Here is a 13,364-nt window from a genome sequence, read left to right on the forward strand (position 1 = left end):
CTAAAGTCGTGTGCTCCCAATGACCAAATGATGCCTGCCGCTACGGTTCGCTTTGGCCCACGCATTTGAGAGCGCAGATTCCCCACATCATCTGACGGCGCACGAGGAAAAAGCCATAAACTGCGGTTCGTGCAACAATGTCATTGCGAATACGCCGCGTTCAGCCCTGTTCGCCCTGTGGCAATCCTGCTGTCCAAAAATCGAACCGGCACCTTTGATCGGGCGCGAGTTTGAACGGGCCAGCAATCTTGCAATTATGAATGCTCACCGCCTCAAAATGCCAGCGACCCTCACCATCCTTAGGCTCGACCGCTTTGACGCCCATCAAGATCGGAACCACTCGGAGTGTTCGCTTGTTGGTATCCTAAAGGCGCGCCGGAGAGCCATGTCGACCGCGACTGCGATTTCTTAGTGGATGGGATAGTTTTCAGCCAATTGGCCGGGAGCTACGAAAAGTCTAGCAAGTGAGAGGTCATCCCGATGGGTCGAGACACTGTGCTGCGATCGTCAGCAATTGATCAAAATGCCATCATTCGCACTGCCCGCCGGCTGTTTGAAGAGCGCCAGTCGCGCAGCGATCATTTCCCTTTGCATGATTTGTTCGGTGAACCCGCTTGGGATATCCTCCTTCTCTTATTCATCGCCCAGGCAAAGGGCAAAGGCGCCAAGATCGAAAACCTTTCGATTACATCGAAGATACCTGCGAGACAGGCGCTGCGCTGGCTAGAAAAGCTTGAGAGCAGGCAAATGGTCTTTGCCTATCGCGACGAGGACAATCCCGACGAAGTGTTTGTCCGCCTCACGTTCGAAGGGCGTTCGTCCATGACCCGATATCTCCAACAGATCTCGCGTCGCGAGAAGGGAAAGTATCAGCCCTCGCCTTCGTAAGCCTCTACGATGCGCCCGACGATCGGGTGACGGACCACATCGCCTGCACCGAAGCGGATCGTGCCAAAGCCATCGACCCCTTCGAGCTTCTCGACCGCGTCAGCAAGGCCGCTCATGCGGTCGCCGCCCGGAATATCAACCTGACGCGGGTCGCCGCATATGACCATGCGCGAGTTTTGCCCGAAGCGGGTCAGGAACATCTTCATCTGTTCACGCGTGGTGTTCTGCGCCTCGTCCAAAATCACAAATGCGTCGGCCAAAGTCCGTCCGCGCATGAAAGCAATCGGCGCAATCTCGATCTCTCCGCTTTCGATCCGGCGCTCCACTTGTTCTGGCGGCATGCAATCGTAAAGCGCATCGTACAGCGGGCGAAGATAGGGATCGACCTTGTCTTTCATATCACCAGGCAGGAATCCCAACTTCTCGCCCGCTTCCACCGCCGGACGCGACAGGATCAGCCGCTGGACGCTTCCGGTCATCAGCTGGCTAACCGCCTGCGCAACCGCGAGATATGTCTTACCTGTTCCAGCCGGGCCAAGCGCGAAGATGATGTCATCGCGTGCAAGACTGCGCATATAGGTGATCTGCGTGGCAGAGCGCGGGACAATAGTCTTGCGCCGCGTGCGGATCATGATGGGCGGCTCATTCTTATCGCCGCTGATGATCCCTTCCAAAGTGGGCTCGTTCGACATGGCGATCAGCGATTCAATGGCGCCAGCGTCCAGATCCTGACCCATGGCGAGACGGTCATACATCGTCATCAGAGTATCGCGCGCCCGCGCCACGGCGTCTTCGGTGCCTTCGATCAGGACCTGATCACCGCGTGCGTGAATATAGACGTTCAGCCGGTTCTCAACCTGCACCAGATTGGCATCGAATTGCCCGAAAAGCGTGCCCAATAGTGACTGGTTCTCAAAGGAAAGCTCGGCGGTTGCTTTTCCGTGAGTCGATCGCCCGCGCGTGCGAAGCGCATCGTCCGAATTTATAGCGGCAGGCACAACGGAAGGATCGATTGCGCCAGCGGGGTTCGCTGTGGGTCTGCGTCCCATAGGGTCCTTTGCGGTTGGACCACTCATGAAAAAAGCGGCCTTTACGAGTCGTCAAGGTAAGCCGCTTTTGACGCTTGGCAAGTTGCAGCCCTCACCCGAGCTGGGGAAAGTAACGGGACTGACTTCAAATGACGCCGCGCACGGAGTTGGGGCCGGCTTCAACCAGCTTGACCTCAACCAGATCACCGATCTGCGCGTCGCCTTCAAACCACACGCTGGTGAGCCAGGGTGATTTGCCCAGCCACTGGCTCGCAAGCTTGCCTTTGCGCTCGACCAATACGGAGCAACTCTTGCCCTCAATCGCCTTGTTGAACGCCATCTGGTCGCGGTTAAGGCGGGCTTGCAGGCGTTGAAGGCGATCATCCATCACATCGCGCGGCAATTGATTGTCCATCGTGGCCGCCGGTGTGCCAGGGCGCGGGGAATATTTGAAGCTGAACGCCTGAGAGTACCGCACCTCGTCCACAAGGGAGAGAGTGTCCTCGAACTCTGCCTCGGTCTCGCCGGGGAAGCCAACGATAAAATCGCCCGAAAGCGCAATATCAGGCCGCGCCTCGCGAAACCGTTCCAGGAGTTTGAGATAACTTTCCGCGGTGTGCGCGCGGTTCATCGCTTTCAGCACGCGATCATTACCCGATTGCACGGGCAGATGCAGATACGGCATGAGCTTTTCAACCTCGCCGTGGGCCGCGATAAGATCGTCTTCCATGTCGTTGGGATGCGAAGTGGTGTAGCGGATACGCTCAACCCCATCGAGCTTTGCAAGCGCGCGTATCAGTCCCGCTAGACCCACTTTGTGTCCCTTTGTGTCTTCGCCGGACCAAGCATTGACGTTCTGCCCAAGCAGCGTGATTTCACGTGCCCCTGCCTCGATGAGTTTGCGAGCTTCGCCAATCAAGTCATTGAAAGGTCGCGAAATCTCCGCGCCGCGGGTGTAGGGAACAACACAATAGGTGCAGAATTTGTCGCACCCTTCCTGAACTGTCAAAAAAGCGGTTGGAGAGCGGCGCTTGCGCTGTGGCAGCGCGCCGAACTTCGCGATTGCCGGCATATCCGTATCGGTCGCCCGCTCACCCCTTACCGCTTTGTCCAGCATATCAGGCAGGCGGTGATAGGCTTGCGGGCCCACGACCATGGAAACCGCGGGCGCGCGCGACATGATCTCTTCGCCCTCTGCCTGAGCCACGCAGCCAGCGACCGCAATCATCGGTGCCTTCTTTTGCGTTTTGCCTTTGGTCAGCCGGCCAATGTCGGAGTAAATCTTCTCCGCCGCCTTCTCGCGGATGTGACACGTGTTGAGCACCACCAGATCCGCATCCTCGCCGTCGGGTGCAGGCGAAAGGCCTTTCTCGTCGAGAAGTTCGCCCATGCGCTCGCCATCATAGACGTTCATCTGACAGCCAAAGGACTTGACCCTGTAGGTCTTTGGCCCGGTTTTTAGGGAAGGAGTTTGCGATTTCATGATGTGCGCGCCCCTAGCTTAGGCGGGGCACAACATCAATTGTTGTCGTCTTCTTCGTCAGACGGGCGTGCGATGTGCTCGCAAGGGAAATCCTCGCGCGTCATCACACCGGGATGCTCATCGTTTTCGCGCCTGCATTCGACGATAGGGCGCTTGATGGCATAAGGGTCTTCGTCCTTGTGCGCTTCGATCAATCTGCCCGCCTCACGATCGGCATACGCTGCGATCCAGATGAGACAATCGGCAAGCCTTCGCATCTTGTGCTTGGTCGCGGCATTAACGCCGGGGCTGCAGTTGAGCGTGAAGACTTCGCCTGCAGGCTCCGGCTTGTAGCGCGCGGGATAGCGCAGCCCCTCACCGCGCTCGTTGAACACGGTGCGTTTGTCGGCATTTTCATCGGCCTCGCCCGAGTAAAAGGGTGAGGAGTTGAACATGAATGCGGTCACGTCGCTGGATTTGACAGACACCTCCGTCGCTAGCGCCCCGCCCAATGAATGGCCTGTCACCACCCACGGCACATCATCGGAAAAGCGCGCAGCTTCAGCATCAAACGCCTGCATCGCAAGCTTTGCCTGATCGTCGGAGAGCGAACCGTAGAAGATGTCCCGCACGATCCCATTGCCAGCCGAATCCGTCCCGCGAAAAGACAGTATCCGTTCGAGCGGACGCGCCTGCTGCGCAACCGGCACACCGGGTCTGTACCGTTCCCATACTGTGTAGTGGAAGCCGGTTTTCTCCCTCTCTTCAGCGTCAATCGGCGGGTTCGTTTCCCATTCTTCGGGAGGATCAAGCTTGACTAGCCATTCGGGGGGAAAGGCATAAATGTCTTCATCCGCCTCATAAGTCTGAAGCGAGGTAATGGCGTAAGGGTAGGCTCTCACCGCCCCTTCGCGCACGAATTCGCACCACCCACCCGGCTCCATCCGGCATGGGCTGCGTGATTGGGAGATGTCGGGATAGGAGGCGCAGGCGGAGAGGGTAAGGAGCAGCGCGAGTGAAAGCCCTCTGATCAATCCGCCACTTCTCCTGCTCCACGCCAGCGTTTCCAGCCGAACCATAGAACCATCCCAATATTCATGACCGCAAAGTAAAAGCCGCCCACGACAAGAACCAGCGACCCAACTATCGTTGCGGCGCCGCTCTCCCAGCTTTCATTCGGGCCCGCGACCAGCCTCATGTTCCAGTAAAGGATAAAAAGTGCCCAAAACCCAAAAGTGAAAAAAAGAACTATGCGTCCCCCACTCCTCTTCCGGGCGAGCCATCCACCAAGCCAACCACCTAAGGTCAGGAAAGCGAAAAACGATCCTATGCCTACCAGCCAGTCCATAGTGGTCTAGCCCACAGTCGCCTTCACGATCTTGCCGGGGCTCGCAGGTGGCTCGCCCTTTGGCAGGGCGTGGACATGTTCCATGCCGCTCTCGACATTGCCCCACACGGTGTATTGGCCATCGAGGAAGTGCGCGTCTTCGAAGCAGATAAAGAATTGCGAGTTTGCACTGTCAGGCATTTGCGAACGCGCCATCGAGCAGGTGCCTTCGACGTGCGGCTCAGAGTTGAACTCGGCCTTGAGGTCTGGCTTTTCCGAGCCGCCCATGCCAGTGCCGGTCGGGTCGCCGCCCTGCGCCATGAAACCTGGGATCACGCGGTGGAAGACAACGCCATCGTAGAAGCCTTCGCTGGCAAGCTCGGTGATGCGCTCAACGTGGCCCGGTGCCAGATCAGGACGCAGCTTGATCACAACATCCTTTCCCTCGCCATCGCCTGTATCGAGCGTGAAAGTCAGTTTATCGGCCATTTTCAAAAAATCTCCTGAATGTTTGAAAGGCTCTTTAGCAGGTGATGCGCAGCTGTCACCCGGTTGCTTTTCGTGAAGCCGCTTCTAAACCCGTCATTTATGGTCGATCCCTCTTCTCTCGATGAAATCCGCATGGCGTCTGACGTTGAGGAAACGGTGCGCCCGGACGACCGGATCGATGATGAGCGCCACGATGAGGAAAACCGCCTAAAACGCTCCTATGTGAGTGCGGTCAAGGAGGCCTTGAGCGAGGGAGACACCAATGCGGTGTACGACCTCGTCGAACCGCTCCACCCTGCGGATATTGCCGACCTTCTCGAACTGACCGAAGAAGAGGATCGCTCAAACCTCGCCGCAGCAATCACTGACCTCATGTCGCCCGAGGTGGTGGCAGAGCTCAACGATCACGTGCGCGAATTGATGATGGAGGCGCTCGCCCCGCAAGACGTTGCCACCATCACGGAGCAGATGGAGACCGATGACGCGGTCCAATTGCTCGAAGACCTCGACGAAGACGACCGACGAGCGATCATCGACGAACTTGAGCCTGAGACACAGGCGGCGGTCGAAAGCGCGCTTTCCTATCCAGAGGAGACCGCCGGGCGATTGATGAACCGCCATGTGATGGCGGTGCCAGAGCATCTGACGGTGGGCGACCTCATTGATTACCTTCGCGAAGAAGGCGATCTGGAGCATGATTTTTACGAAGTGTTTGTAGTCGATGCGTCGCATCATCCGGTTGGCACCTGCGCGCTCAACTGGATTTTGACGACACCCCGCACCATCAAGCTTGTCGATGTGATGAAGCGCGACCAGACGCTGATCCCGGTCAACACCGATCAGGAAGAAGTGGCGCTGATGTTCCAGAAATACGCGCTCATCTCTGCCGCCGTAGTGGATGAAAGCGGGCGTCTGGTGGGTCAGATGACGGTGGACGATGTTGTGCACATCATCTCCGAAGAGGCGGGCGAGGACGCTCTGCTTCTTTCAGGTGCGGGTGATGGTGATATCAACGAGCCAATCAAGGAAGCGTATTCCAGCCGCGTGCGCTGGCTTGTCGCCAACCTTGGAACGGCAGTCGTCGCCAGCGCCATCATCGCCTTTTTCGGTGCGGCGATTGAGCAATTGGTCGCGCTCGCAGTGCTGATGCCCATTGTGGCGAGCATCGGCGGCAATGCCGGCACGCAGACGATGGCCGTTGCCGTACGCGCGATTGCAACCAACCAGCTGACGCGCGCGAACACCTGGCGCATTGTCTGGCGCGAACTTCGCGTGGCGCTCCTCAATGGCGCCACGGTCGCGGTGCTTATCGGGATTGCCGCTGGCATTTTGTTCAGCCCTGAAATGGGCGTTGTGATCGCGATCGCTATGGTGATCAATATCGCCATTTCCGGCCTTGCAGGCGTGCTTGTGCCTGTGACTTTTGAGCGGTTGGGACAAGACCCTGCCGTCGCCTCGAGCGTATTTGTCACCATGATCACGGACTCGATGGGTTTCTTCGCCTTTTTGGGCCTCGCAGTTGTGGCTGGATTGGCCCCGCTGGGTTGAATTGCTCAGTAGAGTCATGGCAATGTCTTCACGAAGGAGGCTTTGATGGCACTAGAAGTAAACGAAGTAATTACTCGTCACGGGAGCGTAATGTTTGATCACGGTGTGGAGCCGCGACCAGCATCACGCGAGGTCAATGGCAACGTAACAATCAATACCGATGCAAGGCCTGGTATTCCGTCTCATTTTGAAGTGAGTCGAATGATCACCGCTCACTCTGAATTAGACGGCATCAAATTCTCGAACACCTTTCACTTAAATACTGTCGTAGCGGCTGACGGGTCAGATAAAGAATACTATAGAATAGATGCAGCCTCGGTAGCTCACTTGCCGGAATTGCTAAGGAAAATTGCAGACGAGGTTGAAAAGACATCTCAAAAATACTCGTCATCTGAAGACTAAGTTCTGAATAGTGCCCCTTCACCTCACGAAAATTGCCTATGGAGCGCAGAGCTACGCCGAGCTTGAAAGCTGGTATCGCGGAGGAACCCGCGCGCCCTATCTTACGACCAAGTATCGCCCGACCAAGTGGGAGCAATGCATCGGCGGATCGCTTTATTGGATCCACCAACATTCTATTGTCGCGCGCTCGGAAATCCTTGGCTTTTCGCAAACCGACAGCGGGCGTTGGCTGATTGAACTCAAACCCGAACTCGTTCGCGTTGAACCTCGACCAAAGCGCGCCCATCAGGGGTGGCGCTATCTCAAGGGTGAGCCCCCGCGCGATCTAGAGGAGGGCGAGGACATTGGCGACGCGCTCCCCGGCAAGCTTGCAGCAAAGCTTGAAAAACTGGGTCTGGTTTAAGGGCCCTCCCCGCGCCAGAACTCTCCTAGCGCGCGAGGGGCCCGTCACCAGAAACTGGAAACCTTCGACGGCTTCCGTATGTGCAAAAAAGCTATCAAGGATTTCGAGGCAAGATCGGCGTGACTTCGCGATCAGCGTCACCGGCCATGGCTTCCTCAGCCGAGGCGAAGGTCGCCGCAGTCGTGACCCCTAACGAGGACAGCGCCTGAATGGCGGCCACAGCGATCAATGCCGCCATAAGCCCGTATTCAATTGCCGCTGAACCTCGCTCATCGCGCAGTAGGAGGGACAAGGCTCGGGGTGCTCTTTGGAGCGTAGCAAGAATGTGATGTGTCATGGCGATTGTCACTAGGCACCGCGCCCTGACACAATGCTCACCAAGCTGGTGAAGTGCGCGAATTTCCGACCTACGGTTAAATACGTAAGGCGCGCAACGAAGGCTGGCGAGTGCTCGCTTGGCGCCAGTTTTTCCTATGCCTTATGTGAGCGGTGGTGCGCCGGAATAAATCCAGAAAGTGATTCCTGTCGCCACTATGAGACAGGCGAGCGCCCTTACCCATTGTGTCGGCGAGTTATCCTCGACGTTCATCGCCTTCTCGCCCGATCCCGCGACCATCGGACCAATCAGGTTTTGCGCCTGCAGAGCGCCGTAAAAACCAACTGCGGTGATGTGCAGGCCAATCATGCCGAATACCACCCAGTAAAACCATTTGTGCGTATCGGTCAGGAAATCAGCGTTCGCGACGCCGACGAGCGGGTTCAGTGGCCCGGTCGCGCCGTCAAAAGGATCGCCTGCAAAAAGCCCCATCGACACTTGCGCCAGGGTTAGGCCTAGAAGGGCTAAAACCGCCAATGCGCCAAGCGGCGTGTGGCCCTTATGCTGCTTATGCGGAAACTCGCCGCGCAGATAGCTGAGAACGGCGCCCGGCCCTTTGACAAAGCTTGTGAAACGCGCGGTTCTCGTGCCGACAAAGCCCCATAGAATGCGAAAGAGGATAAGGGCCAGAAGCACATGACCCAATCGCATATGCGTGCCCCATTGCGAATTTTCGGCGGTGACCCACATGGCGGGCAGAAGCAGGACGAACGACCAATGCGTCAAACGCACTGGCCAATCCCAGATCTTTACCGAATGTGTCGCCACCACCGCTGGCCCCAGCTAACTCAGGCGTCGTCGTCGACGCGGTATTTGTCGTGGCACGCCTTGCAGCCGTTTGTGCCAAGATTGCCAACCTGACCGCCAACCGCCTCCGGGTCTCCGGTTTCGGCCGCTGCCATCAAATCCTCTGACGCGGCGATCGCGTTCTGGATTGCTTCATCGAAGCCTTGCGGATCTTCCCAGATCGCTGCGAGCGCCTCGGTGTCATAACCCGCTTCCATGCTTGTCCCATCGGGGAAAAGGCCGGGCAGGCGCTTCAGTCGTTCATTGATTTCAGCCGCGCTGGTTTGAATGATAGCCATATCTGGGCTGTCTGCTTCAAGCTGTTCACGCACAGCTTTGAAACTGTCGCCAATGGCCTCGAAATTGTCCTGACGCTCAGCGATTTCGGCTGGCGCATCACCAGCCGGCGCAGCGGTTTCATCACCCGCATCGCCAGCCCCGCCGCTACAGGCAGATAGCAGGGCGAATGCAGAAACAGCGGCGAAAACGGACGGTGCAGACGAAAACTTGAGGGGCATTCGGGCCATGAGGCTCTCCTTGTTCACTGACGATCCCTTGGCGAAAGGTCTATCGCAATCTCTTGAAATCGCAAATCATGTTTTAATCCGATGGCGGCTTTGGAAACAACACGGGCGTATTCTCGCGGTATTTCTGATATTCGGGATCATCGCCCCAACGCTCCTTCGCTTGCTCTTCCTGCAGATTGATCCCGCTGATCCGGGTGAGGAGGATGTAAACAAAGATCGGTGAAATCACGGCGAGCCATGAGGGTCCGGACAAAACCGGGATGGCAATCACAAGGATGCCGGTCCACAAGGTGATCTCGCCAAAATAGTTGGGATGGCGGCTCCATTTCCAAAGCCCCACGTCGATGAAGTCGCCTTCGTTCTGCGGGTCGTTTTTGAACGCACTCTTTTGTGCATCGGCAACGCTTTCAAACACGAAACCAAACAGCCAGATCGCAGAGCCGATGAAGAAAAACGCGCCGATCGGTTCACGACTTTCAGCAGTGATAACCACAATCGCGGCCGAGGCGGTGAAGACCACCCAAAGAGCCTGAAGCGTCCAGGCAGCAAGGAAGCGGGCTGGCTTCGTTTTGATCTTCTCAAACCGGCTGTCAGAGCCGCCGCTGTTCTTGATGCGGATAAAGAGGAATGTGCCAAGCCTGATGCACCATACGACGACCATTGCGGCAACCACGAGACTGCGCGTGTCGAGATCGCCGTGGTAGGCAAAGGCGGCGTAAACGCTCAGCAATGTCACCGTGAAATAGGTGATCGCACCCATGGTATCGTAGAATTTGTCGCTCTGCGCGATGGCTGAGGGGATAAATGCAAGCCAGTTAAGGGCAAGCGCCCAAAGCCCTGCGACAAACATCGCCTTGAGCCCGAATAATGGAACACTGTTCGCGCCCGCATACCATGAAAAGGCCAATATGAGGGCGGCAACGATTACCACCACGCCCAGACTTTTTCCCATAGCTAACCCCCTGCTTTTCTTATCTAACCCCGCCTGCCTTTGTCTTGGCGATTAACGGGCGAATATCAAATTTCACGCCTCATCTCATCGCACGGGCGTGTCAGAGTTAGAAGCGCGCAGCACATCTATTCGTTCCGATGCCGCCACTTATCGTTGCCAGACCTCAAGCGGCGGTCCTTGATTTTTCGACCACCCGTCTCAGCACATTGACATAGGTGTCAGGCCCCTGCGCACCGGGCACCATGAATTTGCCATTGATGATCATCGCGGGGACGCCAGAGATATTGTGTTCCCATGCCTGGCGCTCCTCCGCTTCGACGCGGGCATTGATTTCCGGATCATCAAGCGCAGCTTTCGCAGCCAGTTTGTGCAGGCCGACGCCAGCCGCGATTTCAAGCAGGACTTCGCGGTCGGAGAGGTCGCGGCGCTCGTGGAAGTGGGCCTTGAACAAAGCCAGCTTAAGCGCGGTTTGAACCTGTGGCCCCGCCTCTTCAAGTGCAAAGGCGAGCAGGCAATGGCACTCCCTCGTGTTCCACATCATCGCTGGCGGTGCGGGGTTCTGATCACCCTGATAAACGAGCGATACGCCCGCTTCTTCAGCGATAGCTTTCATCTGTCCACGCACTGCCGCGCCTTCCTCGGCTGAGCGGCCATATTTGCGTTTCAGGTGTGCCTCTTGCTCCTCGCCTTCAGATGGCATGTCCGGATTAAGTTCAAATGGACGCCACCGGATCTGAGCTTCCACCTCTCCATCAAGCTTGCCCAATGCCTGTTGCAATTGCCCGTATCCGATAAGGCACCACGGACACATCACGTCGGAATAGATGTCGATTGTCAGCTTTTCGGGCGCGCTCATGCCTTTTTCTCCAGCCACCACTTCATCAGATTAAACGCAATAGCATGGGGCGGCGGGGCGGCGAATGGACCATCGCCATTGAGAGAACTCGCCACTTCTTCGCGGGTGTACCAATTGATTTCGGCCATCTCCGTTTCATCAATTACAAGCGCATCATCATCGGCATAGGAATGACAGGCGATCATCAATTGGCTCGGGAATGGCCAAGGCTGGCTTGCGACATATTCGACGTCGCGCACACGAACACCCGACTCTTCGAAAACCTCGCGTGCAACCGCCTCTTCGATGGTTTCGCCCGGCTCGACAAAGCCAGCCAGCGCCGAAAAACGTCCCTCGGGCCACCCCAGCCCGCGCCCGAGCATCAGCTTGCCCTGGTATTCGGCAAGCATGATGGTGACAGGGTCGGTGCGAGGGAAATGCTGTGCACCACAGGACGGGCAATTCCTCTGCCAGCCGCCTTTGGCGATCTCGGTCTTCGCGCCGCATTGGGCGCAATGGCGGTGGCGCGCATGCCAGTCGATCAGGCTCCTTGCGCCGCCGTATAACGCCAGATCGCCCGGATCGAGGTTCGCCATGAGCGCCCAGAGGCGCGGGTTCGCCATGCGCGGTGCGGCGTCGCCTTCAGCGGGAACGGCTGCAAAACACGCCTTCTCTCCGCCGTCCGCCCGGTCAATTCCAAGGAAAACGAGCTCCGCATCCTCCGGCGCATCGGCCAGAGTTCCCCAGGCAAGCCGCCCCGCATCGTCCAGCAGCGGCATGAGCTGGTCGAGCATCAGAAACTTTGCCTTCCAGTTCATGAGCGCACCAAGCGCCTCACGGTCGGCACGGATATTGTCCGCGCGGTCGAGCGGAGAGCCTGAAAAGGCAATCGGCAATGGTTGAACCATCAGGCCGCTTTCTTGACGCGCATCGCCGAAATGTCAGCTTCGAGCGCCGCCATATATTCATCGCGGATGGGGTAAGCATCGCTGGGCATATATTGGGTGAACAATGCAGCGCGCAGACCTAGTTTGTAGTCCACGGCTGCAAGTGTGCCAGCAGCCCCGCCCCAGCCGAAAGTTCCATTGACCGAACGTCCACCAGCGCCGTGGCCCTGTCCTTCCATCCACGTGCCGGCGAGATCGACGGTCTCGGGGAAGAGGTTGGAAACACCCTGACGGACGGCTGTCTCGCTGATCACGCGGGTTTCGCCCAATTTGCCGTAGCCAAGCAACATACGAAGGAAACGGTCATAGTCCCTTGGCGAACTGACAAGGCCTGCGCCGCCAGCGGGGAATGGCGCTTTGTCGAGGTAGATCGAGCTTGAGCCCATATCAATCGGAAGGGGGTTACCCTGGAGAATGCCGTAATTGTCGGTGAGGCGCGCCACCTGGCTCGACGGCACAGTAAAATAGGTACTTTCCATCATGCACGGCTCAAAGATTCGCTCGGACAGGAATTGCGCGAATGGCATGCCCGAGGCGACTTCGATCACGCGGCCCAGAAGGTCGAGGCTCATCGAATAAGAGAACTTCTCGCCCGGCTGTAGCACGAGCGGCATCTTGGCCAATCCATCGGCAAATGCCTCCAGGCTTCCTACTGCCTCGCCTCGGAAAATGCCGGGAATAGGCAGGCGGGTTACCCGGCCTGCAATAAGACCTGCCTCGTTATAGGCATCAGTGATCGGCCCCTTCTGGATAATGCCATAGCCGATGCCTGCCGTGTGGGTGAGCAAATGGCGCACAGTGATGTGGCGTTTTGCAGGCTCCAGATTGTCCTCGGTGATCGCGCCGTCATATTCGACCTGCACCATCATATCCTTGAACGCGGGCAATATCTCATGGATCGGCTGGTCAAGCTCAAGCACGCCCTCGTCGATCAGGATCATCGCCGCCATCCCGGTGATGGGCTTGGTCATCGAGTAAATGCGATAGAGCGTGTCTTCATTGACCTGCGTGTCGGAATTGAGCGCCAGAGTGCCCCCGCCAACATGGTGCGCGTGGTCTTGCTGCCCCCAACCAAAGGTCGCGTAAAGGTTCGCAACCTTGCGCTCGCTCACATATTTTTCGGCAAGCGCAGCCACGTTGGGCCAACTTTCCTCGACATTATGCGCAAGCAACTCGCGGCCAAACGGCAGGCTTCCAAGGGCGCCAATACCTGCTCCATATGCGGCCGTGCGAAACAGTGCGCGTCGGGACAGAACGGGGTCAATAAGCTTGCGGTTTTCCAAGTGTCACTCTCCGATATGCGTGGACTTTGTCTTTTGGCGATCAATGGGGGAGCAAGGCTGAACCGTCAATTGCGTTGTCATTTAGAACCCAGTTCACTCTTGCAAATTTAA

15 protein-coding genes are annotated in these 13,364 nt (G+C 57.4%); 4 read left to right on the top strand and 11 right to left on the bottom strand.

All coding sequences use genetic code 11. The features are described 5' to 3' along the window. The first annotated feature begins 495 nt into the window (after positions 1 to 495). A complete protein-coding gene (locus MWU38_RS02530; protein ID WP_247270258.1) occupies positions 496 to 888 on the top strand; it encodes a hypothetical protein in 393 nt (130 codons plus the stop codon). On the opposite strand, the gene MWU38_RS02535 is transcribed toward MWU38_RS02530, so the two are convergent. The 4 genes from MWU38_RS02535 to MWU38_RS02550 all read right to left on the bottom strand — a co-directional run bounded on the left by MWU38_RS02535 (position 870) and on the right by MWU38_RS02550 (position 5,194). Further along, positions 870 to 1,937, bottom strand: a complete 1,068-nt coding sequence (locus MWU38_RS02535) for a PhoH family protein (protein WP_247270259.1) — start codon at positions 1,935 to 1,937, stop codon at positions 870 to 872. The genes MWU38_RS02530 and MWU38_RS02535 overlap by 19 nt on opposite strands. Before the next feature lie 124 nt (positions 1,938 to 2,061). Continuing rightward, positions 2,062 to 3,399: a tRNA (N6-isopentenyl adenosine(37)-C2)-methylthiotransferase MiaB gene (gene miaB, locus MWU38_RS02540; RefSeq protein WP_247270260.1), complete on the bottom strand. Its 1,338-nt coding sequence runs from the start codon at positions 3,397 to 3,399 to the stop codon at positions 2,062 to 2,064. A gap of 35 nt (positions 3,400 to 3,434) precedes the next feature. Beyond that, positions 3,435 to 4,457, bottom strand: coding sequence for a hypothetical protein (locus MWU38_RS02545; protein WP_247270261.1), 1,023 nt, complete (start codon positions 4,455 to 4,457; stop codon positions 3,435 to 3,437). Between the two features lie 275 nt (positions 4,458 to 4,732). After that, on the bottom strand, positions 4,733 to 5,194 hold the full coding sequence (locus MWU38_RS02550; protein ID WP_247270262.1) for a peptidylprolyl isomerase: 462 nt from the start codon (positions 5,192 to 5,194) through the stop codon (positions 4,733 to 4,735). A gap of 99 nt (positions 5,195 to 5,293) precedes the next feature. Here MWU38_RS02550 and mgtE point away from each other — a divergent pair, with 99 nt between their 5' ends. The 3 genes from mgtE to MWU38_RS02565 are packed head-to-tail and all read left to right on the top strand — an operon-like array spanning position 5,294 to position 7,547. Next, the gene (gene mgtE, locus MWU38_RS02555; RefSeq protein WP_247271227.1) at positions 5,294 to 6,742 is read left to right on the top strand and encodes a magnesium transporter; all 1,449 of its coding nucleotides are present in this window, start codon (positions 5,294 to 5,296) and stop codon (positions 6,740 to 6,742) included. A 45-nt stretch (positions 6,743 to 6,787) separates the two neighbouring features. After that, positions 6,788 to 7,144, top strand: coding sequence for a hypothetical protein (locus MWU38_RS02560; RefSeq protein ID WP_247270263.1), 357 nt, complete (start codon positions 6,788 to 6,790; stop codon positions 7,142 to 7,144). 10 nt (positions 7,145 to 7,154) lie between these two features. Further along, complete coding sequence (locus MWU38_RS02565) at positions 7,155 to 7,547, top strand: DUF1489 domain-containing protein (protein WP_247270264.1); 393 nt, start codon at positions 7,155 to 7,157, stop codon at positions 7,545 to 7,547. A 94-nt stretch (positions 7,548 to 7,641) separates the two neighbouring features. Here MWU38_RS02565 and MWU38_RS02570 read toward each other — a convergent pair whose 3' ends face one another. The 7 genes from MWU38_RS02570 to MWU38_RS02600 form a co-directional block, all read right to left on the bottom strand. Further along, positions 7,642 to 7,839: a Flp family type IVb pilin gene (locus tag MWU38_RS02570; protein ID WP_348646859.1), complete on the bottom strand. Its 198-nt coding sequence runs from the start codon at positions 7,837 to 7,839 to the stop codon at positions 7,642 to 7,644. 186 nt (positions 7,840 to 8,025) lie between these two features. Then, positions 8,026 to 8,691 carry a cytochrome b/b6 domain-containing protein gene (locus MWU38_RS02575; RefSeq protein ID WP_247270266.1) on the bottom strand — a complete coding sequence of 222 codons (666 nt, stop codon included), beginning with the start codon at positions 8,689 to 8,691 and terminating at the stop codon, positions 8,026 to 8,028. A 20-nt stretch (positions 8,692 to 8,711) separates the two neighbouring features. Continuing rightward, entirely contained in the window at positions 8,712 to 9,236 is a 525-nt protein-coding gene (locus tag MWU38_RS02580) for a cytochrome c (protein WP_247270267.1), read from the bottom strand. Positions 9,237 to 9,309: 73 nt separating this feature from the next. Further along, positions 9,310 to 10,188 (bottom strand): DUF1295 domain-containing protein, encoded by an 879-nt coding sequence (locus tag MWU38_RS02585; protein WP_247270268.1) that lies wholly within the window; start codon positions 10,186 to 10,188, stop codon positions 9,310 to 9,312. A 163-nt stretch (positions 10,189 to 10,351) separates the two neighbouring features. After that, positions 10,352 to 11,044: a DsbA family oxidoreductase gene (locus MWU38_RS02590; protein ID WP_247270269.1), complete on the bottom strand. Its 693-nt coding sequence runs from the start codon at positions 11,042 to 11,044 to the stop codon at positions 10,352 to 10,354. Continuing rightward, the gene (gene nudC / locus MWU38_RS02595) at positions 11,041 to 11,931 is read right to left on the bottom strand and encodes an NAD(+) diphosphatase (RefSeq protein WP_247270270.1); all 891 of its coding nucleotides are present in this window, start codon (positions 11,929 to 11,931) and stop codon (positions 11,041 to 11,043) included. Before nudC ends, MWU38_RS02590 begins: the two co-directional genes overlap by 4 nt. Then, positions 11,931 to 13,253 (bottom strand): serine hydrolase domain-containing protein, encoded by a 1,323-nt coding sequence (locus tag MWU38_RS02600; RefSeq protein ID WP_247270271.1) that lies wholly within the window; start codon positions 13,251 to 13,253, stop codon positions 11,931 to 11,933. The genes nudC and MWU38_RS02600 overlap by 1 nt, the downstream gene beginning before the upstream one ends. Between the last annotated feature and the right edge of the window lie 111 nt (positions 13,254 to 13,364).

Source organism: Qipengyuania sp. S6317L1 (genome assembly GCF_023015615.1).
Taxonomy (GTDB): Bacteria; Pseudomonadota; Alphaproteobacteria; order Sphingomonadales; family Sphingomonadaceae; genus Erythrobacter.